The sequence below is a fragment of the Ruminiclostridium sufflavum DSM 19573 genome (assembly GCF_003208175.1).
GTDB lineage: Bacteria > Bacillota > Clostridia > Acetivibrionales > DSM-1351 > Ruminiclostridium > Ruminiclostridium sufflavum.
Map to the genome: position 1 here is coordinate 20,556 of NZ_QKMR01000010.1, position 22,878 is coordinate 43,433.

Annotated in this window: 21 protein-coding genes; 3 read left to right on the forward strand and 18 right to left on the reverse strand. The window is 36.3% G+C overall.

Translation table 11 applies throughout. The features are described 5' to 3' along the window. Nucleotides 1–68 precede the first annotated feature (68 nt). From thiI to LY28_RS09465, 9 genes are all read right to left on the reverse strand, one after another. The gene (thiI, locus tag LY28_RS09425) at nucleotides 69–1,244 is read right to left on the reverse strand and encodes a tRNA uracil 4-sulfurtransferase ThiI (protein WP_110461939.1); all 1,176 of its coding nucleotides are present in this window, start codon (nucleotides 1,242–1,244) and stop codon (nucleotides 69–71) included. Further along, nucleotides 1,241–2,404, reverse strand: a complete 1,164-nt coding sequence (locus LY28_RS09430) for a cysteine desulfurase family protein (RefSeq protein WP_110461940.1) — start codon at nucleotides 2,402–2,404, stop codon at nucleotides 1,241–1,243. Before LY28_RS09430 ends, thiI begins: the two co-directional genes overlap by 4 nt. A gap of 31 nt (nucleotides 2,405–2,435) precedes the next feature. Continuing rightward, nucleotides 2,436–2,666, reverse strand: coding sequence for a hypothetical protein (locus LY28_RS09435; protein WP_242981202.1), 231 nt, complete (start codon nucleotides 2,664–2,666; stop codon nucleotides 2,436–2,438). A 266-nt stretch (nucleotides 2,667–2,932) separates the two neighbouring features. Continuing rightward, nucleotides 2,933–3,733 carry an NADH-quinone oxidoreductase subunit B family protein gene (locus LY28_RS09440; RefSeq protein WP_110461941.1) on the reverse strand — a complete coding sequence of 267 codons (801 nt, stop codon included), beginning with the start codon at nucleotides 3,731–3,733 and terminating at the stop codon, nucleotides 2,933–2,935. A gap of 43 nt (nucleotides 3,734–3,776) precedes the next feature. Next, nucleotides 3,777–5,369, reverse strand: a complete 1,593-nt coding sequence (locus LY28_RS09445) for a hydrogenase large subunit (RefSeq protein ID WP_110461942.1) — start codon at nucleotides 5,367–5,369, stop codon at nucleotides 3,777–3,779. 2 nt (nucleotides 5,370–5,371) lie between these two features. Further along, complete coding sequence (locus tag LY28_RS09450) at nucleotides 5,372–6,856, reverse strand: hydrogenase 4 subunit F (RefSeq protein ID WP_110461943.1); 1,485 nt, start codon at nucleotides 6,854–6,856, stop codon at nucleotides 5,372–5,374. Nucleotides 6,857–6,879: 23 nt separating this feature from the next. Beyond that, nucleotides 6,880–7,542, reverse strand: coding sequence for a hydrogenase (locus tag LY28_RS09455; RefSeq protein ID WP_110461944.1), 663 nt, complete (start codon nucleotides 7,540–7,542; stop codon nucleotides 6,880–6,882). A gap of 205 nt (nucleotides 7,543–7,747) precedes the next feature. Further along, nucleotides 7,748–8,686, reverse strand: a complete 939-nt coding sequence (locus LY28_RS09460; RefSeq protein WP_110461945.1) for a respiratory chain complex I subunit 1 family protein — start codon at nucleotides 8,684–8,686, stop codon at nucleotides 7,748–7,750. A 117-nt stretch (nucleotides 8,687–8,803) separates the two neighbouring features. Beyond that, entirely contained in the window at nucleotides 8,804–10,702 is a 1,899-nt protein-coding gene (locus tag LY28_RS09465) for a proton-conducting transporter transmembrane domain-containing protein (protein ID WP_422784998.1), read from the reverse strand. Here LY28_RS09465 and LY28_RS19525 point away from each other — a divergent pair. Next, nucleotides 10,587–10,895, forward strand: a complete 309-nt coding sequence (locus LY28_RS19525; RefSeq protein WP_242981204.1) for a hypothetical protein — start codon at nucleotides 10,587–10,589, stop codon at nucleotides 10,893–10,895. The genes LY28_RS09465 and LY28_RS19525 overlap by 116 nt on opposite strands. An 87-nt stretch (nucleotides 10,896–10,982) precedes the next feature. On the opposite strand, the gene yneA is transcribed toward LY28_RS19525, so the two are convergent. Then, nucleotides 10,983–11,282, reverse strand: coding sequence for a cell division suppressor protein YneA (yneA, locus tag LY28_RS09470; protein WP_110461947.1), 300 nt, complete (start codon nucleotides 11,280–11,282; stop codon nucleotides 10,983–10,985). 444 nt (nucleotides 11,283–11,726) lie between these two features. Between yneA and lexA the strand changes: the two genes are divergently transcribed. Further along, a complete protein-coding gene (gene lexA / locus LY28_RS09475) occupies nucleotides 11,727–12,380 on the forward strand; it encodes a transcriptional repressor LexA (RefSeq protein ID WP_110461948.1) in 654 nt (217 codons plus the stop codon). A gap of 59 nt (nucleotides 12,381–12,439) precedes the next feature. Here the strand turns inward: lexA and hfq are convergent, their stop codons facing one another. The 7 genes from hfq to LY28_RS09510 form a co-directional block, all read right to left on the reverse strand. Continuing rightward, entirely contained in the window at nucleotides 12,440–12,682 is a 243-nt protein-coding gene (gene hfq / locus LY28_RS09480; RefSeq protein WP_110461949.1) for an RNA chaperone Hfq, read from the reverse strand. A 309-nt stretch (nucleotides 12,683–12,991) separates the two neighbouring features. After that, entirely contained in the window at nucleotides 12,992–13,912 is a 921-nt protein-coding gene (gene miaA, locus LY28_RS09485) for a tRNA (adenosine(37)-N6)-dimethylallyltransferase MiaA (protein WP_110461950.1), read from the reverse strand. Nucleotides 13,913–13,957: 45 nt separating this feature from the next. After that, a complete protein-coding gene (gene mutL / locus LY28_RS09490; protein WP_110461951.1) occupies nucleotides 13,958–16,030 on the reverse strand; it encodes a DNA mismatch repair endonuclease MutL in 2,073 nt (690 codons plus the stop codon). A 110-nt stretch (nucleotides 16,031–16,140) separates the two neighbouring features. After that, nucleotides 16,141–18,756: a DNA mismatch repair protein MutS gene (gene mutS / locus LY28_RS09495; RefSeq protein ID WP_110461952.1), complete on the reverse strand. Its 2,616-nt coding sequence runs from the start codon at nucleotides 18,754–18,756 to the stop codon at nucleotides 16,141–16,143. 25 nt (nucleotides 18,757–18,781) lie between these two features. Continuing rightward, on the reverse strand, nucleotides 18,782–19,168 hold the full coding sequence (locus tag LY28_RS09500) for a YlbF/YmcA family competence regulator (protein ID WP_110461953.1): 387 nt from the start codon (nucleotides 19,166–19,168) through the stop codon (nucleotides 18,782–18,784). A 44-nt stretch (nucleotides 19,169–19,212) separates the two neighbouring features. Beyond that, nucleotides 19,213–20,649: a tRNA (N6-isopentenyl adenosine(37)-C2)-methylthiotransferase MiaB gene (gene miaB, locus LY28_RS09505; protein WP_242981205.1), complete on the reverse strand. Its 1,437-nt coding sequence runs from the start codon at nucleotides 20,647–20,649 to the stop codon at nucleotides 19,213–19,215. A 158-nt stretch (nucleotides 20,650–20,807) separates the two neighbouring features. Beyond that, nucleotides 20,808–21,323 (reverse strand): GNAT family N-acetyltransferase, encoded by a 516-nt coding sequence (locus LY28_RS09510; protein ID WP_110461955.1) that lies wholly within the window; start codon nucleotides 21,321–21,323, stop codon nucleotides 20,808–20,810. A gap of 209 nt (nucleotides 21,324–21,532) precedes the next feature. Between LY28_RS09510 and LY28_RS09515 the strand changes: the two genes are divergently transcribed. Then, nucleotides 21,533–21,952: a PaaI family thioesterase gene (locus LY28_RS09515; RefSeq protein ID WP_110461956.1), complete on the forward strand. Its 420-nt coding sequence runs from the start codon at nucleotides 21,533–21,535 to the stop codon at nucleotides 21,950–21,952. Nucleotides 21,953–22,054: 102 nt separating this feature from the next. On the opposite strand, the gene LY28_RS09520 is transcribed toward LY28_RS09515, so the two are convergent. Next, the gene (locus tag LY28_RS09520; protein ID WP_110461957.1) at nucleotides 22,055–22,819 is read right to left on the reverse strand and encodes a hypothetical protein; all 765 of its coding nucleotides are present in this window, start codon (nucleotides 22,817–22,819) and stop codon (nucleotides 22,055–22,057) included. Nucleotides 22,820–22,878 lie beyond the last annotated feature (59 nt).

Below are 22,878 nucleotides of genomic sequence, written 5' to 3' on the forward strand. Positions count from 1 at the left end.
TAAATAAAAATTTCAAGTATATGATTGGATGTCCTATAAACACAAAGCATTCTGTATTCCACGGCTATTTATGGCTTAATAACAATAACCTCAGTAGTTTCAACAGCTGTTTTTATCAAGGGCTCAAAATCTACCTTTGATTCCGACAGAAGAATTTTATCAAGCTTAGGTTTGGTCTGAGGGTGCTTTGCGACAAAAACAGTACAGCAATCTTCATATGGTAAAATTGAGGTTTCGAAGGTATCAATTTTTCTTGCCATATCCACAACCTCTACCTTATCCATACCAATCAAAGGTCTGAATACAGGCATATTAACAGCTGAATCCGTACAATATAAGCCATGCATAGTCTGACTTGCAACCTGTCCCATACTTTCACCTGTTATAAGGGCCATTGAATTTGAATTACGCGCTATTTGCTCAGCAATTTTCATCATAATACGTCTCATAATTATAGTAAGCTGCTCCTCCGGACAATTATCATTTATAGCCAACTGTATCTCTGTAAACGGAACAATATGCAGATGAATTTTACCGCAAAATCCGGATAAAATTTGAGCAAGATCAATTACTTTTTGCTTTGCTCTCTCGCTTGTATACGGATAGCTGTAAAAATGAACAGCTTCAATTTCCACTCCCCTTTTTCCCATCATCCATCCTGCTACAGGACTGTCTATGCCACCGGATAATAAAAGCACAGCCTTTCCATTTGAGCCTAAAGGCATACCGCCATGTCCTTTTATCGTTTCAGAATATATATAAGAATTTTCTCTGACCTCAATATACATAATAAAATCAGGACTATGAACATCCACTGATAATCCAGGAATATTTTCTAAGATATAGCCGCCCACATCATTGCAAATCTCAGGTGACTGCATGGGAAATCTTTTGTTCCCTCTTTTTGTTTCTACCTTAAAGGTCTTGTATCTCTTTTGATTCACTAATTCGGAGGCCATTTTAAAAGAATAGGCTTTTATCTGTTCATAATCAGTATCAATTTTCCAAACAGGGCTTACAGAGACAACACCAAATACCTTTATAACCTTATGCAGCACCATATCAAAATCATAATTTTCCTCCTCAGGCTCAATATAGATTCTTCCCTGAGATTTTAAAACCTTGGACTTACCGAATTTATATATCGCTTTTTTTATGTTACCAACAAGCTTTTCTTCAAAAACCGGTCGATTTAAGCCTTTTAATATAATTTCACCATAACGTACCAATATAATTTTTTTCATTTTTTACCTCCATGTTTGATACTTATTACCGGAATAATTTCTTCCAATGCCCTTATTGTTTCATCTATATCACTGATAGAATTTGATGGCGATAAACTAAATCTTATAGCACTGTCAATATATTTTGTACTGACTCCCATAGCCTTTAAGACATAGCTGTGATTGCTTTTATGAGAAGAACAAGCAGACCCTGTTGACACAAATATATTCTTCTGTTCAAGATGATGCAGCAATACCTCGGATTTTAAATTTGAAAATGAAACATTAATAATATACGGCAAGGCTTGCTCAGGAGAGTTAATAACGGCCTCACTGAAGTATTCCTTTATCTTTCTTACAAAATGCTCTTTTAAGCTGCTTACATACACATAATTTTCATCAATGCCGGCAAATATCTTTTCTGCCGCCAGTCCAAACCCGCATATTCCCGGTACGTTTTCTGTACCCGAACGCAGTGAAGTTTCCTGCCCTCCTCCCAATAAAACAGGTCTGACTTTTACTCCCTTTTTTATATAAATGGCACCTACGCCTTTAGGACCATGAATTTTGTGAGAACTAATTGACATAAGGTCTATACCATAGCTTGCAGGGAAAATGCGCATTTTACCAAATGCCTGAACTGCATCTGCATGAAGGACTGCCGATGGACATACAGTGTTTCTTAGCTTACTAATCTCTTCGATAGGCTGTATTGAACCCGTTTCGTTATTTGTATGCATAAAACTTAGCAAAGCAGTTTCTGAATCAATAACCTCTTTTAATGCATCCAGTTCAATAACGCCATAACTATCTACGGGAATATAGTCAACCCTGTAGCCGTCCTTTGCCAGCTGTTTAAAAACTTCCATGACAGATGGATGTTCTATTTTGCTTGTAATAATATGGTTTCCGGCTCTGGGATTTGCTTTTAAATATCCTGATACAGCAAGATTATTTGATTCTGTTCCTCCTGATGTAAATAGGATTTCCTTTGTATCTGCCTTTAATTCTGCAGCAAGCTGAGCTCTGGCATGCTTTATAAGCTTTTCTGCCTCAATCCCTTTTGTATGAAGAGACGAAGGATTACCGTAAAAATTTTTACTTACATCATACATATATTGAATAACTTCATCATAGGGCTTTGTAGTAGCGCTATTATCCAAGTATATCTCACTGCTCATCTAATGTGACCCAACCTTTCCAAATCTAACCTTAGTTATTCTTTTTTTCTTTTTCACTTAGTTTTTTATTGAGGTTATCAACTTGCTCTTTTGTAATATTTGATTTCATAAAATCTTCTATATTTACGCTTCTGTAATCATCAACCTCATCAATACAGCGCCCGCAATTATCGCAATGTTTTTTTGGATTTAAATCACAAATATCACATTCTCCGCAATTAATACACTCTCTGTCATATATATCACATTTATTTTTTTGCATGCTAACCTCCACGCCAAGTTTAATACTAAATAACAATATAGCTATCGTGGCGGCACGCAATGATTATTGTAACCGCACATTTTGTTTTTCTATGCTAACCTCCACGCCAAGTTCTTCATTGAATATATGCATATTATAATAATTCTGCCACGGAAGTCAATACTACCGGCTAAAAGCACCATTAAACTCAAAAAACAAATTTAAAATCCAGACTTCACAAACAGCCGGCATAGAAAACAATATGAAGCCTAAGCTTTATTATTTTGCTATGATCTGCCGATGGCTTTTAAAATACCGTATATTAATGCCTGAGGTCTGGGAGGACATCCCGGAATGTATACATCAACAGGCAATATGGAATCGACACCATTTCTGCCTGCGTAGCTGTTTTTAAATATGCCGCCGCTGCAGGCACATGCACCCACGGCAACAACTAATTTAGGTGAAGGCGTCGCATTGTATGTCTTTATTAGTGCTTCCTCCATATTTCTGGTTACACAGCCTGTCACCATTAACATATCCGCATGCCTCGGCGAAGCAACGAACTGAATACCTAAGCGTTCTATATCATTATAGGGTGAGCTTAAAGCATTTATTTCATAATCACATCCATTACATGAGCCTGCATCTATCTCTCTGATGTTTAAGCTTTTCCCATAAAATTTTTTTACGTTTTCTTTAAGTTGTTTTCCAAGAAGCTCATAGTCCAGCACGCTTACATCTTCATCCTGAATTATAAGCGGAGCTGCCCGCAAATCATTTCTGTTCTTCTGAGCCAGCTCAAATATATTTGAAAAATATACCGCATCATTTTGACATGCTTCTTCACAAAATCTGCAGAAGATACATTCATCAATATTTACTGCCGGTACCTTCCCATTCTGCCCGTCATTATCTGACAAAACAATAGCCCCGGTAGGACATGAATTTTTACACTTCATACAATGCATGCATTTATCATAGTTAAACTTCGGCACACCTGTAATATATGAACTTTTTATATGCTTTTTGGGGTAATCAACGGTAACAGTACCATATTGAAAAAGCTTTTTAATTGCATTATACATTCCACATTTACCTCTTTTAAAATTTTCATATAACAGACTACTTTTACAAATCATTCCCTGCGTAAGAAAGGTTAAAGCTTTTATTTATCAGCGGGAAATCAGTTAAGGTATTTGAGTTAACAGCATGGCAAAGCACAGGCCAGTTGCAAAATGAAGGTGTTCTGACCTTATACCGCATTATGGTATTATCAGCTCCTGTCATAACAAAATGAATATTCTCGCCCCGAGGTGATTCGGTCATACCAAAGGCAAAAGAATAAGGCTTCAATTTTCCGATTTCAACAGCTACAGACCCCTTATCAGTCATTTTATCTAAGGCCTGCCTTATAATGCCTATAGACTCAATAACCTCTTCAATTTTAACATTCATTCTGCAATTAATATCACAATTAGCATGTTTTGGCACATTAAATTTCAGCTTTGAATATGCCGCATATGGAAATTCCTTTCTGACATCGGTATTAATTCCACTGGCTCTTCCGCCGGGACCAACCGCATTTAAATCAACAGCTATTGAATTATTCAAAATGCCGGTATGTTCTACCCTGTCAATAAACATGCCGTTATTTTTTATTATTTCTATTGTATCATTAAATTCTGTATACAGATTATTTAGGCAGTCTAAAATTAATTTTTTATTATCCATTATAAAATCTCGTCTTAATCCGCCCGGCTTGTTCGTATTTCTTAAAAATCTGCTGCCTGTAAGCTGCTCGCACAGCATCTGTATCCATCTTCTCATCATTGCAAATTGCCCGTTTGCAAAAATATAACCGGTATCAACGCACAGCCCGGAAATATCACCAATATGGCTGCAAATACGTTCAAGTTCAGCAAATATAACTCTTGAATAAAGCGCTCTTTCAGGCAGATATGTTATCCCGTTAATTTTCTCGATTGCCTGACAATAAGCTAAAGAATTTGTAAAGGTTTCATCTCCGGATATTCTTTCAGAAAACAGAAGCACTTTCATATAGTCTTCATTTTCTGATAATTTTTCCAATCCCCTGTGTGTATAGTAGAGCTTGGCTTCAATATTGATAATAGGTTCACCGGCGACACTGAATCTGAAATGCCCCGGTTCAATTATACCTGCGTGAACGGGCCCAACAGCAACCTCAAATACCCCTGTACCTGAAATACTTGTAAAGCTCTGCTCACGTTTTTCGAAAGCCAGCCTTGTATTTTTCCTGAACTCTTTTTTTAAAGGATGTACCTTCAGCGGAAAGTTGCCATGATGCACCAATTCTCTGCTGTCTGCCGAATCTGTAAAAGAAATGCCGAACATATCTTTTATCTCTCTTTCATACAAGCTTGCAGCAGGAATTTCCTTTGATATTGAACTGATTTGCATCGAGCCTTTTTTATCAAGTTTAATATATAACGTTATTAGCGTGTTTGATGACCTAACGGCAAAGGTATAATAAACAGTTATGCTGCCATCAATTTCAGAAGTATCATTTCCGAATAAATCTACAAGAACACAGTCAATATTATTATAAATATTAATACAGTCATATTTATGAGAAGCTAAAGAAACCTCTGAATATATCTCGTTTTCATTAAGCAGCTTGCTTTCAAGCATATGTGATGACAGCAGTCTGTTTATCGTATCAAAAATAGCCTCAGAAACCATACTTACATACCTCCTAAAATTATATCAGTACAAGCGTCCATTAATAACTTAAACGGTTTTGGTATATATATACCAAAAGACACAATTATAAAAAGCAGTATAATAAGGACCGCAGGCCCTATAAAATCAAGCTCGCCTTTTTTTATTTCTGGATTAGTATTATTTCCATAAAACATTTTGCCGGTTTGCTTAATAAAGCCGGCAAATATAACTGCTAAAAAGACTAACAGCAATACAGCAGCGATGTAGGCTTTTGATTGAACAGCCCCCGCAACTGTATTAAATTCGCTCATAAAAATACCAAAGGGAGGCATACCTGTTATGGCAAAAACACCAAGGATAAAAACCAGACCAGTAACAGGCATTGTATTTATCAAGCCTCGTATCCCTGATATTTTTTTGGTATGGTATTTTAAATAAACATTCCCTGTAGCCAGAAACAGCATTGACTTTGTCATTGCATGATTAAATACATGATAAAGTGCTGCAAAAACACTTATCGGTGTACATATTCCCAAGCCAATGGCGATAATACCCATATGCTCTATGCTGGAATATGCCAAAATTCTTTTATAATCCTGCTGTACCAAAATAAATATGGCAGCAGTTGCAATAGATAATAATCCCAGCAGTATAAGCAGGTTTCCTGTATATTTGCTGTTTCCCAGATTGCTGTTTACAATTGACAAGGTTCTTATAATACCATACATTGCAGTATTTAAAAGTACTCCCGAAAGAAGGGCACTCACAGGCGACGGCGCTTGGCTGTGAGCATCAGGCAGCCAGGTATGCATGGGAGAAAAACCAACCTTAGTACCAAAGCCTATTAATATAAATATAAATGCAATTTTTAAAATGCTTGGATCAAGAGAGGATGCATTCTGTAGCATAAAATTCCAATTAAGTCCTGAAATCTTTGAACCAACCTGCGTTATTGTTGATGAATAGTATAGAAGTATAATTCCGAGCATAGAAAAGGCGATACCAACAGAACAAATAATAAGGTATTTCCATGCAGCTTCAATTGCTCTTTTATTATTATAAAAGCCTACAAGAAAAGCTGATGCCAGTGTTGTTGCCTCAATTGCTATCCACATTACCCCCATATTCTTTGTAATCAATGCCAGAAGCATTGCTAAAACAAAAGCATTTGAGAGACTATAATATAGTTTTAGCTTATTTAAGGTAATTACATTTCTTCTTAATTCCTCGCTGAAATAGCTTATAGAAAACAATGAAACCAGAAAGAATGCCAGCGCAGTTATAAATAATATATATCCGCTTAATGAATCAATATAAAACAAATCCTTAAATAAACCCTTGCCGGTAACTGCTTCATACTTTTTAATATCAGCAAGTGATAATATGGAAAATATCAGCAGCAATAAAGCTCCTGCCAAGTTGGTGCAATGTATCACAAGCTTATTTTTTGTTACCCATACAAAACTCCCGGCTATTAAAGGAATAGCTAAAAATGCAGAAATCATATGCCCCCCTAAAATCTTCAAAGCTAACCTTTTAAATTCTTTAGCTTATTGATATCTATTGAATCAAATGTGTCATTAATCTTAAAAACAAATATACCCATAATCAAAACCGCTGTAAGCAAATCAAAGAAAAGACCTAATTCAACAAACATAGGCATTCCTTCTGTAGTAAGCATCGCTGCAAGAAACATCCCGTTTTCTATAACCAAAAAGCCGACTATCTGTCCAATTGCTTTTTTACGGCTTATCATAAAAAATAATCCCAGCATTACAACTGACATTGAATATATAAGATAATTTCTGGTATCAGAATTATTTATCCCTTCAATGCTATAAATAACATGCCAGCACAGCACAACCAATCCGCAGCAAATCAACATTGAAACCGGAATGTTGATAAAGAAGTCCTTCTCAACTGTGTATTCTACCTTTTTTGATGTCCTTTTTAAAACAATTGGAATTATAACTACTTTAAATAAAACGATTAAACAAAAAATTATAATTACCTCGTCAAATTTTTTGTTACTAAGCATACTTCTTACTGATACCAGCAGCGAAACCAAAGCAAGCAGCAAGGATTGAAATCTGAAAGTAGATATATATGCATTTTGACGTTTATTTGCAATTAAAATAAACGATGAAATTAATATTAAAATAGCCAATAGGTTTATAGCATTGCTGTACATAATAACCTCCACGCTCTATCAGAGCACAAAAACTTTATAAGGATTTCTGTGAAAAACCTCTGCTTTTCAGAGGTACGAATCAATTTTAATATATACTACCTACACAGCCCGAAAATACACTACGTTTGTACGAGCTCTGCTTTCGAGGCTTTCAAGCCAACTCCGCAATAATTAACTTGCTTTATTTTATATAGCCAATAAATACTTATTTAAGTATGAAGCAAGTAAGAAACCCTAAAACTGATATAATAAAAGCAATTGCTGCAAAATTAGGAATACTGTATAAACGAAGTTTGACAGTATTAATCTCAACAAGTGCAACAAGTACGGTAATAGCTAATATTTTTAATATATAAATTCCCAAGCCTATAAATATATTTTCAATATTAAAGCCTATCGGAATAAGAATATTCGCCATAAATGTCATGAAAACAAGCTGCTTAATATGTGTTCCCATTTCAATAAAAGCAAGATGCCTTCCTGAATACTCCAATACCATTGCCTCATGGACCATTGTAAGCTCAAGGTGCGTAGACGGATCATCAACCGGAATTCTGGAAGATTCAGCAATTAAAATCATCAGCATACTTGCAAATAATAATAAATTTATCGGAGAAAAAGCTGCTTCAGTATGACTCAAGGTATATTCATATATTGAGGAAACATTTGTCGATGCAATGCCTGTCCTTGAGCTTACAGTAATAATTATTACAAATAAAGCAGGCTCAACCAATGCCGATACAAGCATTTCTCTGCTGCTCCCCATTCCTCCGAAAGCACTTCCTGTGTCTAATCCTGCAAGAGCCATAAAAATACGGCCTGCGACTAACAAATATACTATGACTAACAAGTCTGTAAAATATGCAGGCCCTATCAACTGATGAACTACAGGCAAGCAGAGAACAGCAAATAGTGATGTCATAAAGTAAATATAAGGAGCAACATTATAAATCCATGATGTAACAGATGAAACCACCAAATCCTTTTTGCACAACTTAATCAAATTATAGTAGGGCTGAAATACAGATAAACCAATCTTATGCTGAAATTTGGATTTCAGCTTCTTGATAACACCTGTAAAAAACGGAGCAATTATCAATATTAACATAATCTGTACTAATAGCTTTAAAACTGATACTATCATAAATTCAATCCTTTTCAATATGTATATAGCTAATAAAATTAAAATCAATTTTTACTTGCTAGTCAAACTTTTTAGCAATAATAATTTAAAACCCGTCTCAAAATAATACTCCCGCAATTAACCCATAAATGAATAATATAACAGCATTAAAATCAAAATAGTAAAGAAATACAGTAAATATATATGGATACTGCCTGTTTGTATTTTATACCTGAATTTCTTTGAAAAGCTGATTATAAACTTAATAAACGGAGCATATAAATATTTTTCAATTACCTTTTCAGTGGACATGGTATAAGTTCCCTTCTTTATATTGTATGGAGCATATCCTTCTGTCACTGTAAGATTTCTGTTTGGCTTAAATATTCCTCGCAGGATAATTCTTATGGACTTTGAAAAACCTGTAGCCGAATATTGAATTTTTGGATTTAACCGAGTATAACCACAATCCCAAGTATTGTATCTCTCCACATTTGTATGTTTTCTGATAAACATTACCAGAAGCAATATAATGCCTGACAAAAGTACTATAAAAGCTGACAATAACCCAATGGAGATATCCAGCTTGCCATTATTTACAGGATAATGTGCAAATTTTGTTAATGACCAATCAGTTGATAAAAGCCGTAAATTCATAAGCTCATTACTTATATTATCAATAAGTCCAATCACGTATTTTGAAAAAACGCCAAGTGCAACGCAAAGAAAGGATGAAATTCCAAGAGCAATCAGCATTGGTTTTCCCGGCTCCTTTACGCTTTCAGCTTCAACAGATCGAGGCATGCCTAAAAAAGATATTCCGTACATTTTTACAAAGCAAAAGGCAACTAAAGCACCTGTCATAGACAAAGCCGCCGCCGCAGTTATAAACAAAATAATAAGCGGTGAATTGGAAGAAAACCAAATAATACTGTTTATGACAGTCTGAAAAATTATATACTCACTAATAAAACCGCTAAAAGGAGGCACTGCTGAAATAGTCAGGCAGCCTATAAATATAAACAGTGATGCAACAGGCATTTTTTTTATCAGGCCACCCAGCTTTTCCATATTTTTTGTATGTGCACTATATTGAATTGCTCCTGCTCCCATAAATAACAGCGATTTAAATACGGCATGATTTATAGTGTGCAAAAGTACTGCTGTCATAGCCAAAGCAATCAAAAAGGAATTATCTGTTGTTCTGGCAATAAGCAGCATACCAATTCCTGAAAATATCAGGCCCATATTTTCAATACTTGAATACGCCAATAATCTTTTAATATTTATTGTAGACGCAACTGAATAAACAACTCCAAATACTGCAGAAACAACACCGGCTATCAGAGTCAAAGTCCCCCACCACATCGGATTTTCAGGCAGAAAGTCTAACACTGCTCTCAATATACCATATACCGACATCTTAATCATTACACCTGACATCAGTGCAGATATATTTCCGGGAGCGACAGGATGCGCATACGGCAGCCAAACATGCATTGGTATCAGTCCTGCTTTAGTTCCAAAGCCTATAAGCAAAAACACATATATTAAATTTGCATAGCCGGTCGGAATTGAAGAATTGCTGATTGCTGAAAATTCAAAGCTGAAACTCTTTGTGCAATAAGCAATTAATCCAAACGCAGCAGTTATGAAAGCTGTTCCCGCATATGTCATTATAATATATATCCTGCTTGCCTTTTGAACCTCTTTTTTTTCGTTTTCATAATTAACAAGAAAATATGAAATTAAAGACATAAGCTCCCAAAAAAATAAGAACAAAAGCAAATTGCTGCTTGAGACTAAAAGAATCATTGACAAAACAAACAAATTATACAGGAATCCAAAAATTGAAATATTTCTTTTAAAAAAGTAATGAGACATATATGTATATGAAAACAGCGAAACCACAAAGGTAACAATGGATATTATTAAAATAAAAAATGCAGAAAGATTATCAATATTAAAACTTAAAGAAAAAAAAGGTATATTGTTGGTAAAATTTGGTGATAAGGAAATTTTTTCAGCAAATAGCAGCTTAAGTATCATTAATATGCTTAAAAATCCACTTGCAGCCACTGCACACGAGTTGGAGAGTTTATTTGAGACTCTTGGGGATGAAAATGTAAATAAAGAAGACAGCGCTCCAATAAAATATACTACCAAACATATGCTAAAACAGATTGTTAAATTATTCGCTGTCATGAAACAAAAACCTCCACACGGTTAAGCTACCAAGTTCTTATCAAGCACAGCATCTATCATACTACCGCATTATATAATTGTCAAATATGCGGGTTTACATTATATAGCCTGCTTATTCCTTAATATAATCATTACTTGGAATCAGAATAGCAGTATTTTTCTGTATTATGCTGGATTCTAAATTATTAATTTTCTTTAAGCTATGTATATATTCCCGAATATCATAATCCTTTCCATACTTCTCAGCAATAGACCATAGCGTATCTCCCGTATTTACGGCTATAGACCTGTAGTTACTTTCTTTATAGCCTGATACCGCATTTGCATAAATCATAATAAACGAAACAAATGAAAGGAAAAATAAAAAACCAAAAAATCTTCTTTTGTTCCTTAAAATATATTTTTTCTTCATAAATCATCCGCCTCCAAACATATGTTCTTTTTATAATAATATAATACAGAACATATGTTCTAATGTCAATATATTAAATAATTTTTTTATTTTTTTCGAACATTAGTTTGATTTAACTTTATATTATGTTATACTAATTATGGAATTAGCAGATAATTCATAAAATCAATTACGGTTGCAGCCTTTGCGCGATGATTTATCGGGGCGATATATACCGTTTTTCAGGAGAATACTGCTTTCAAGTTATTTTGCAGTTCTTCAGCCGATAGTAATTGACTTTTTTATAGGTATAGACACTTTTTACTTATATTGATAAATTTTTGTGCCCGATCCGGGCGTGGAGGTCAGCTTGAAAGACTTTAGATACAGCTGCGAAAATACTAGCGTACCTCCACGAAGTCCTTACCAAAATTTTGTGCCGAAAACTCGGCGTGGGAGGTTAATATGACAAAGAAAAACTCAAATAAGCAGCAGGAAATTCTTGAATATGTTCATAAATATGTAAATGAGAATGGATATCCGCCTTCTGTCAGAGAAATTTGCACCGCAGTCGGTTTCAAATCTACATCTACTGTTCATGCATACTTACAAAAGCTTACAGACAGCGGTATTTTACAGAAAGACCCTACTAAACCGAGAGCAATCAAAATTGTTGACAATTCAAACATTAAAGTAAAAGAAACTAAAACAGATTATAAAGAAGGTTATTATTCTTCCCGTGAAATGGTCAATGTCCCGATTATAGGAAAGGTTGCAGCGGGACAGCCGATATTAGCTGTAGAAAATATTACTGATACCTTTCCTCTTCCGGTTGAATTTCTTCAAAACGGAGATGCATTTATGCTTAAGGTTCAAGGTGACAGTATGATAGAAGCCGGTATACTGGATAAGGATTTTGTACTGGTAAGACAGCAGTCTTCTGCAAATAACGGTGATATTGTCGTAGCTCTTATAAATGACGAAGCTACCTGTAAGACCTTTTTCAAGGAAAATGACCATATACGGCTTCAGCCTGAAAACAGCAGCTTGGAGCCTATTATTGTAAAAGACAATCTATCTATTTTAGGTAAAGTAATAGGAGTATTCAGACGCATGTAATATCTCAGGCTGTCACGATAGACCTTTGATTAGTCCGTGACAGCCTGTAGTAAAACCTGTTATTCTTTAACCTGATCATTGAATATTAAGTTTACCATTTTCATTGGAGATATAGTAGAAATCGCATGCTTATACACTAATTGCTGCTTTCCGTCGCTGTCAAGAACAACCGTAAAGTTATCAAATCCTTTAACCATACCCTTTAGCTGAAATCCGTTTGTTAAGTATATAGTAACGGCTATATGCTCTTTCCTGACCTGATTCAAAAAAATATCCTGCAAATTAATTGTACTCTTTACCAAAGTATCCACTCCTTTGTATTATATATTTCTTTCATACATAAGTATGTCATACCACACATTATGAATATTAAACCGGTACTTCATAGCTTATTTTAGTTTTTAATGTTACTGCTTATTAGCTTCAATAAGTCCTCAAACAATATCTGAAACAAATAACATTTTCATTTTACTAGAATATTCCAGATATTGCAATAAGAATATAGTACTAACTGAAACTGAAAACCCAAGCAAATTAGCTGTTCATGTACATTTAACCACCACTTCTATTTTACCATATAATGAGCAAATACTTTTTAAAATTCAAAAATATCATAAATAATTTATTACGGCTTCAGCAACATTATGATTATTTCCATAATTATCAATGCTAAACCATTTTATTTCCTTCATTCTCTTGAACCAGGTTAATTGCCTTTTTGCATATCTTCTGGAATCACGCTTTATAATTTCAACTGCCTCATCCAGAGTGCTTTTTCCCTTTAAATATGACAATATCTCCTTGTAGCCGATTCCCTGCATAGATGTTATTGAATCTGCAAACCCAAGCTCAACAAGTCTTTTAACTTCTTCAACCAAACCATTTTTTATCATAATATCTACTCTTTTATTAATTCTTTCGTATAAGCGCTGCCTGTCCATTGTTAATCCGATAGTATTATAGGTAAAGCTTGGCGGTATTCCTCTGGACATTTCATTATGGTAAGACATGGGCTTTTCTGTCTGATAAAAAACTTCTAAAGCACGTATTACACGCTTGACGTTATTTGGATGAATATTATCGGCAGATTCTTCATCAACCTTTTTAAGCTTATCGTGCAAATACTGAGAACCGTATTCCTCAGCCTCATTTTTTAAGGCTTCCCGAAGTTCCCAATCACACTCGCTTTCACTGAAATTTATATTATCAATCAATGAACTTATATATAGTCCTGTACCGCCTACTACAATTGGCTGCTTACCCTTTTCAACAATTTCCTTTATATATTTTTCGGCAAGCTCTTTAAATTTTACGACATTAAACTCTTCACTGGGCAAAACCTCGTCAATCAGATAATGTTTTATTCCACGCATTTCATTTTCAGTCGGCTTTGCAGTACCAATATCCATATATTTATATAATTGCATCGAATCTGCCGATATTATTTCTCCATTCATTCTTCCGGCAAGCTCAATTGACAAGCTGGTCTTGCCGGAAGCGGTAGGCCCTGCTATCACAATTACACGGTTCATTGATAAATCCTCTCTGCAATAAATATATTTTTAAAAGACCATCACTTAAATAATCCTCTTAAACATTTTCTCAATTTCATATTTTGTTAAACGTACTACAGTCGGACGTCCGTGAGGACATGTATACCTTCTGCCGGTGTTCTCAAGCTCTGTGAGGAGCTGCCTGACTTCTTTATCGTCCAGCTTTTTGTTTGCTTTAATAGCCGCTTTACATGCTATTGTATGAATAATATCATCTGCAACCGGCGTATTAATGGGATTAACAGAACTCTCGATTTTATCTGCCAGCTCCAAAAATATATCTCTTGTAGAATAGCCTTCTGTAAGATATGGAATCCCTCTTATTATTATTGAATTATTTCCAAAATCCTCAAAAACAAAACCTATTCTATTTAACAGATCCGTGTTGGATTTAATTGCTTCGGCTTCAAAAGCCTGTATCTGGATAACCACCGGCTCAAGCAGTAATTGAGTTGTATTTTCCTGCGAATCAAATTTATCCTTAAGCTGCTCATACAATATTCTTTCATGAGCAGCATGCTGGTCAACAAGAACAAGCTCATCACCTGTCTGAAGAATAATATATGTTGAAAAAGCCTGTCCTATATATTTCATATCAGCAAGCCTTAAATCAGCCCTTAGCATATCAGGCTCAGTGAGTGAGCTATCGCTCTCTTCTCCGGGTTCAGACAGCAGGACTTCCTTGCAAACTGTATTATCTAAGCCTTGATTCCCTGAGATATCCTTAATGCCACATAAGCTTGTAACATTGTCCTCCTTTGATATATCATAAGAAAGCTCATCAGTTTTTAATCTTTCTGCCTCTCTATTCACAGCTCCGCTCTTGAAGTCTGTTCTTGCCAAAGGCTCTAATGCCTTGGCAAGTATCCTTATTTCGTCCGTTCTGTCTGAAATCTCCATAGGATTGTTTAGGCTATACTGATTATTCTCTTTCTGCGGGAAATTGTCAGTCGCTTTTAGTGACTGAGACTTATCGGAAGTCTTATTAAGTACATTAACATCAGTCTGCCTTGAAAGCTGCTCCTGAATATAGTCCTTTTGCGGCGGATCTGTCTTAAACTTAAACAGCTCTCTATCCTTAGCAGGAACTGAAACAGGATTAAACAGGCTATTTGAGCTGAGAGCTTTTGATACCGCCATATAAACAGCTCTTGACAAATAGCTTTCATCCGCAAACCTCACGTCCATTTTTGCAGGGTGTACATTGGCATCAACTAATTGTGGATTTATATCAATATTCAAAACAAAAAAAGGAAATTTATTTTTCATAAGCATACTGGAATAAGCCTGTTCCACAGCATATGAAATCACCCTGCTTTTTATATACCTCTTATTTATGTAAAGAGACTGGTAATTTCTGTTTGACCTTGCTGCTTCTGGTTTACCAACATATCCTGAAATTTTAAATCTTTCATCCATATACTCTACGCACATGAGCTGACTGATTACTTCTTTCCCGTAAATACTGTAAATAGCGCTTTTTAAATCATTATTTCCCGGAGTATGCACCAGAATTGTTTTTCCGCTAGTCAGCCTAAAGGAAATATCCGGATTTCCCAAAGCTATTCTGGAAAGAGTATCAGAAATATATCCTGCCTCGGTTGCATCCTTCTTTAAGAACTTATATCTTGCCGGAGTATTAAAAAATAAATCCTTAATGATAAATGTTGTGCCGACAGGACATCCTGCTGGTCTTACCTCCTTAAAGACTCCGCCTACAACATGAACATACATTCCATATGTGCCGCCGGCAGTTTTTGTTTGCAGCTCAACAGATGAAACAGCAGCTATACTTGCCAGTGCTTCTCCACGAAAGCCCATTGTAATAACAGAATCCAAATCCTCTGCCCTCTTGATTTTACTGGTTGCATGACGTTCAAATGCAATTTCCACATCATCCTCTTCCATTCCGCTGCCATTGTCAGTAACTTTAATGTAGGATATTCCGCCATTTCGAATATCTACCGAAATATTTGAGGCACCGGCATCAATTGAATTCTCAACCAGCTCCTTTATGACAGAAGCAGGCTTTTCTACAACTTCTCCTGCTGCTATTTTATTTGAAGTATTCTCATCAAGTACAATTATATGTCCCACTTATGTCACCCTTTCTATGAACAAAGCTTCAAAAACCAAACTTTGCTGAATCCGGAAAAAGAATATTCGCCGCAAAGGCTTTCAACCCAACTGACTTCCATAATACGAATTCAGGCATTCATTTTTCTTTGCAAATCATACAGGATATTCATTGCATCAATAGGTGTAAGCCTTGATAAATCAATTTTCATAATGTCTTCAAGGACCTCATTGTTTTGTGATGCTTTAGCCGCCGCTGCAAATAAATCCATCTGGCCTTCCAATTGCTTTTTTACCTTTGTTAATTTACTTTTTTTAGTTACGTCTGCATCATCCAATTCAAAAAGTATTTCTTTTGCCCTGTCAATTACAGACAGCGGAACTCCTGCAAGTCTTGCGACCTGAATACCGTAGCTGCCGTCTGCACCGCCTCTGATAATTTTCCGAAGGAAAATAACGTCTTCGCCCTTTTCCTTTACGGTAATGCAATAATTTTTAATACCGGACTGCTTTCCTTCAAGTTCTGTCAGCTCATGATAATGTGTCGCAAAAAGAGTCCTGCAGCCCAAATTTTCCTTATTGACTATATATTCTATAACAGCCCAGGCAATACTGAGTCCGTCAAAGGTACTGGTACCTCTTCCGATTTCATCAAGTATGAGCAGGCTTTTCCCAGTTGCATTTTTTAAAATATTTGCCACCTCTGACATCTCTACCATAAATGTACTCTGACCCGAAGCCAGATCATCAGATGCCCCGACTCTCGTAAATATTCTGTCGGCTATCCCAACTTTTGCGGAAGCCGCAGGAACAAAACTTCCTATTTGAGCCATTAGAACAATAAGAGCTGTTTGCCTCATATATGTTGACTTTCCAGCCATATTCGGCCCTGTGATAATTGACAGCCTGTCCTCTTCCATATTAAGCATTGTATCGTTCGGCACAAAGCTGCTTTTGTCCATCATCTTTTCAACTACCGGATGTCTGCCGTCAATTATCTCAATTTCATCAGCAGCTGTGACCTCAGGCTTGCAGTAGCTTTCCCTGTCTGCCACTTCAGCCAGTGCCGCCAATGCATCCAGCTCAGCAAGTGCCCTTGCTGTCTGCTTTATTCTTGTTAATTGTATAGATATAGCTTCTTTAATCTCAATAAACAAGCTGTATTCCAATTGAACAATTTTTTCCTCTGCTCCTAAAATTGTATCCTCAATTTCTTTCAGCTCTGGAGTTATGTATCTTTCACAGTTTGCAAGTGTTTGCTTTCGGATATACTCCTGAGGCACAAGTGAAAAATATGATTTTGTCACCTCTATAAAATATCCGAAAACCTTATTAAATCCCACCTTCAAGTTTTTTATGCCTGTTTTTTCTCTTTCAGCCGCTTCAAGAGAAGCTATCCAGTCTTTTCCCTTGGTCGAGGCCTGTCTAAGCTTGTCCACCTCGGCATTATAGCCGTCTTTTATTATCCTGCCCTCTTTTATTGTAATGGGAGGGTCATCTATTACTGACCTTTCAATTAGACTGCTTACATCCTCAAGACAATCCAGCTGTTCGAAACAGTCTTTATTATATTGCGCTTCAAATTCACTCAAAATATTTTTTATGTAAGGTATCTGGTCAATTGAGTTCTTTAATGCCGTCAAATCCCTGCAATTAACACTGCCAAGCACCACCTTGCCCATCAGGCGTTCTACGTCATAAACTCTTTTTAACAGCTCTCTGATTTCAACACGTGCCATATATTTATTTTTGAATTCATCAACTGCATTTAACCTGAGATTTATATCTCCGAGATTTACAAGAGGCTGTTCAATCCATTTCCTGATAAGCCTGCCGCCCATTGAGGTCATGGTTTTATCCAGAACCCACAGTAATGAACCACGTTTTGACTTTTCCCTCATGGTTTCTGTGAGCTCAAGATTTCTGCGGGTAGCAGCATCGAGAATCATATATTCCTCAATGTTGTATGAATTAAAGCTCTGGATATGGCTCAGACTGACCTTCTGAGTCATGTCCAGATATTTTAATAACGCTCCCGCTGCATTTACAGAGATATCATAGTCAGATACTCTTGAAGCAAAATCGTTAAAATGTGCTCTTAAAGTATCTGCCGCAAAACCATATTCAAAAAAGCTTTCTTCAAATACAGAAATATATATGCTAAATCTGATATTCAATTCGGAAAGGAATTCAGAATCCTTATTAAACTCACTGTTTACAACCAGCTCCGACGGATAATATTTAGCGATTTCATCCAGCAGCTTTCCTCTCGTATTTCCCCATGTAATTCTGGTTGCATAAAAATCGCCTGTCGTTATGTCAACAGCCGCAATCCCATAAAAATTGCCATTCTTGCATATTGACATAAGATAGTTATTTTTCCTGTCATCAAGCATTGCCATATCTGTAACTGTACCCGGTGTCACAACCTTAACCACATCTCTTTTGACAATACCCTTTGCAACGGCAGGATCTTCCACCTGCTCACATATGGCAACCTTAAAGCCCTTTGCGATAAGCCGGGCGACATATCCGTCCGCCGAATGAAAAGGAACACCGCACATGGGTGCCCTTTCCTCCAAACCGCAATCTTTTCCTGTCAGAGTAATTTCAAGCTCTCTCGCTGCTATTTCTGCATCAGAAAAAAACATTTCATAGAAATCACCCAAGCGAAAAAACAAAATACAATCCTTATATTGCTCTTTTATATCAAGATACTGTTGCATCATAGGAGTAGCAGCAGCCATTTTAAACCTCACCTGCCTGTTATTTTTAACCTCTGCAGCCTCCGCCGCATGATTTGCACTGCTCTTCTGAACAAGTCGGCTCACCTGTAATTGAGAAAACAATTATATCATTTACCTTTTTCATTAAAGCTTCCAAATTGCCCTTTGAAACAAGATAATTATTGGTCACTTCATAGTCGTTTATCTCCTGCTGTTTTTCCAGCAATTTTATTCTTGCCTCATCAATTGCAGCAGAGCCTGCATTTTCACGGGTAACCTTAACCATCTCTATCTGAAGCTGCTTATATTCCTTCATAAGCCTTGTTGACTTTTCATCTGCTTTCATTGCTGACTCAGCTTTTATATAGGACTTCATTTCATTTGAGTCTGCCATCATCAGACCAAGTTCCCTTGCCTTTTCGATAATATCCATTTTTATTCACTTCTCCCTTTGCTTTATTTATATTTCAAGCTGCCTTACTGAACCAGACGGCCTTTCAATGACCATGTCTGAATTGTGTCTACTTTTACCTTTACAAGCTTCCCTACCAAATCGGGACTTCCTTTAAAATTAACTATTTTATTCTGCCTTGTTCTGCCGGTATAAGTTGTATCACTGTTTTTGCTCAGCCCCTCTACAAGAACCTCAACTTCTTCTCCCAGCAAATTATTATTAATCCGCAGGCTTATGGAATTTTGCAGCTCCAGCAGTCTTTCGAATCTATCCTTCATTACGTCCTCTGAAACCTGATTGGGATTTTTTGCCGCCGGTGTTCCTGTTCTCTTTGAGTAGAGGAAGGTGTATGCCATATCATACTCTGCTTTTGAAACAACCTCAAGTGTCTCGCGGAAATCCTCCTCGGACTCTCCGGGAAAACCCACTATTATATCAGTTGTTAACCCGATATCAGGTATTTGCTCTTTAACCTTGTCAATTAACCCCAAATACTTTTCTTTAGTATATTTACGGTTCATATCTTCCAGAATTTTCGAACTCCCTGATTGAACAGGCAGATGCAAATGCTCGCAAACCTTGCTGCAATCCCGTATTGCGTATATTAAATCCTCAGACAAATCCTTTGGATGAGAAGTCATAAACCTGATACGCTCTATTCCCTCAATTTTGTCCAATTCTCTCAAAAGCCTTGCAAAAGTGAAGTCTCCCTCCAAATCCTTGCCATAAGAATTAACATTTTGACCTAAAAGGGTAATTTCCTTGCACCCTTCTTTTGCCAATTCCCCAACTTCCTTCCGTATTTCATCCAGACTCCTGCTTCTTTCCCTGCCTCTTACATACGGAACAATACAATATGAGCAGAAGTTATTGCAGCCGTACATTACCGTTACCCATGCCTTTATTTTTTCTTTCCTGCTGATAGGCATGTTTTCAGCAATTGAACCGGTGGAATCCCACACGTCAGTCACTGTTTTTCCGGTTGTAATTACAGTATTAAGAAGCTCCGGAAGCTTATATAAATTATGTGTGCCAAATATTATATCAACATGCCTGTAAGTTTTTGTTATGTGCGCAACAACCTCCGGCTGCTGCATCATACAGCCGCAAACAGCGATAATAAGCTTGGAATTGGTATCCTTGAGCCTCTTTAATGCCCCAAGATGTCCATAAACCTTTTGCTCTGCGTTCTCACGCACACAACAGGTGTTGAATATAATTAAATCACTGTCGGAACGAACCTCACATTCTGAATATCCCATCTCGCAAAGCATTCCTGCAAGACGTTCCGAATCATTTTCATTCATCTGGCAGCCAAAGGTTTCAATACTGTATCTGGCAGCCTTGCCTGCCTTCATGGCAATATCCTGATTATACTGCTTAATATCCTCTATATATTTGTATTGACGGTTAATTTCCTCGGCAGATACTTTTGTTGTAACTCTTTTGCCCTCACTCAAAACTATTCCTCCATAATTTGAATCCATATCAATATTAACATAAATACACAGAAGCTATTATAACATAAAATTATTAATTTTAAATATAATTATTTTAAGGGAGGCAGTTACGGTCAAAAGCCTTCTCCACACAGAATATTAAGCCTTGGCAAAATAAATTATATTAAATTCATTGCGTATTTTTCAACTACAACTCCCTGCCCGGCATAAAAAACCGTATTGACTTCCATCGTATTAATAAAGCCAAACCTTCTGTAAAAATTTACGGCCCTTTCATTTTCTTTTATAACCCATAGATAACAGCTTTTGCAGCCTTGAATTTTAAGCCTTTCAACTGCAAATTTTGTAAGCTCAAAGCCTTGCATGGTTGACCAGTGCTCAGGAAGAACATACAGTGAAATAATCTCCCCTTCATCGCAATCATCACAGCCTGCATCTGACCGATCCTTTCCATATGTGATTGTACCGGTAATTAAATCATCCATTTCATATACTGCTGCCTCATGAACATTATATACAAAAGCTCTTGTGAATAGAGGTATCCAGCCATCATCAGATATGTTACTCAAATATTCCCTGGGGATAAATTTATCATAGGCTTCCTTCCATGTCCTTGCATGAACATAGCTCATTGCTTTTACATCATTGACACCTGCCAGGCGTACTCCCTTCAATTCTTCACCCCGCTCGCTTCCGCTGTAATTATAGTTTGTTTATAGATATATTGTAAGCTTTATAAATTATAAATTCAATAAATCTGATAACTTAACCGGTTGTTCTGTTAAATTTTTTCATTTTCGATTTGGGAAGTTGAATTGCTCTTTCATTTTGCTATATAATTATTTTTGTGCTTATCATTTTATTGACACAAGGAGATTCAATAATGGAAAAAGATATTATAGTTTTTTTCGAGAAAGACAGATTTGCTCATTATGTGGGAATTGAACTTATAAAAGTTGAGCCGGGCTTCGCAGTAACGCAATTGAAGCTTTCAGACAGGCATTTGAATGGATTAGGTATTGTACAAGGAGGTGCAATTTATACTCTGGCAGACTTTGCCTTCGCCGCAGCAACAAATTCCGGAGGACTTGCAACTGTCGGCATTAATTGCAGCATCACTTATTTCAGCTCACCCAAGGGAAGTATTATTACAGCTCAGGCAAAAGAAACCTCCTCGGAAAAAAGAATTTGCGGCTGTGATGTTGAGGTGCTTGATGAGGACGGGAAATTGATAGCAAAATTCAGCGGAACCGGTTACAGGATTAATAAAACTATTGATTATAAAACAGGTACGGTTGAATAATTTTTAATGCATTTTATTTATGGGGCATACAAAAGTCAACTGCTATCGGCTAAGAAACCGATTCCATCAGTCGATAGTTCGGGCTTCAGACGAATACTGCTTTCAGCCTATGATAATTGCCTCGTCCATATAAAGCTCAATTCCTGCTGCCTTTGCGCCCTGTCCCCATGAATAATAAACCAGCCCTCTATCCGCATCCCAGATAAATTTTGTGTTTGAACTGTTTTCACTGTTATTTGAAGTATATGTACAAACATTTTTTCTGACAATTATTGCTGTTTTCCAAATTCCATCGTTAAGATATATATCTTCGCTTCCGGAAAGAAGGAAGGTTTTATCATTATCTGGCAGCTGACCTGTAGCTTCAAGCTCCTTTGCATAATTAATATAATTGAATTTCCCATTTTCGTACAAATTTTTATCCGTCGTCTTTTTCGAGGGATTAAAACTGAAAATATTATCTTCTGTCACCCATAAATAGTATTTATCACATATTTCTTCTTTGCTGCCGCCATCTCTCATGACAGAAAAATTAAATTCAAATACACTGCCTTTGCTCAGCTCCGCAATTTGAGATATTTTAAGCTTTGCTTTAACCTTTATATTATTATAACCATCAGTATTATCACTATCCCGGTCAAAGATATTATCACCCCAGACCGTGCCTGTATAAGAATACTCATTTTTTATTGAAATATCCTTAAAGAAAAACTTATTATATTTTTGCAATTCCTTTAATTGGTTTACCTGAGGTTCCTGCATTTGCTCAGCAGTCTGAAAGCTGCAATCTTCCGCATATTTGCTGCAGCCTGCCATAATTGAAGCTGAAGCTAATAAAATTAGTACGGCCTTTGTCTTATTATTCATACTTACCTCCAAACCGGATATCCGGCAAAAAAATATTATAGGCTTTGTCCTTTAAATAG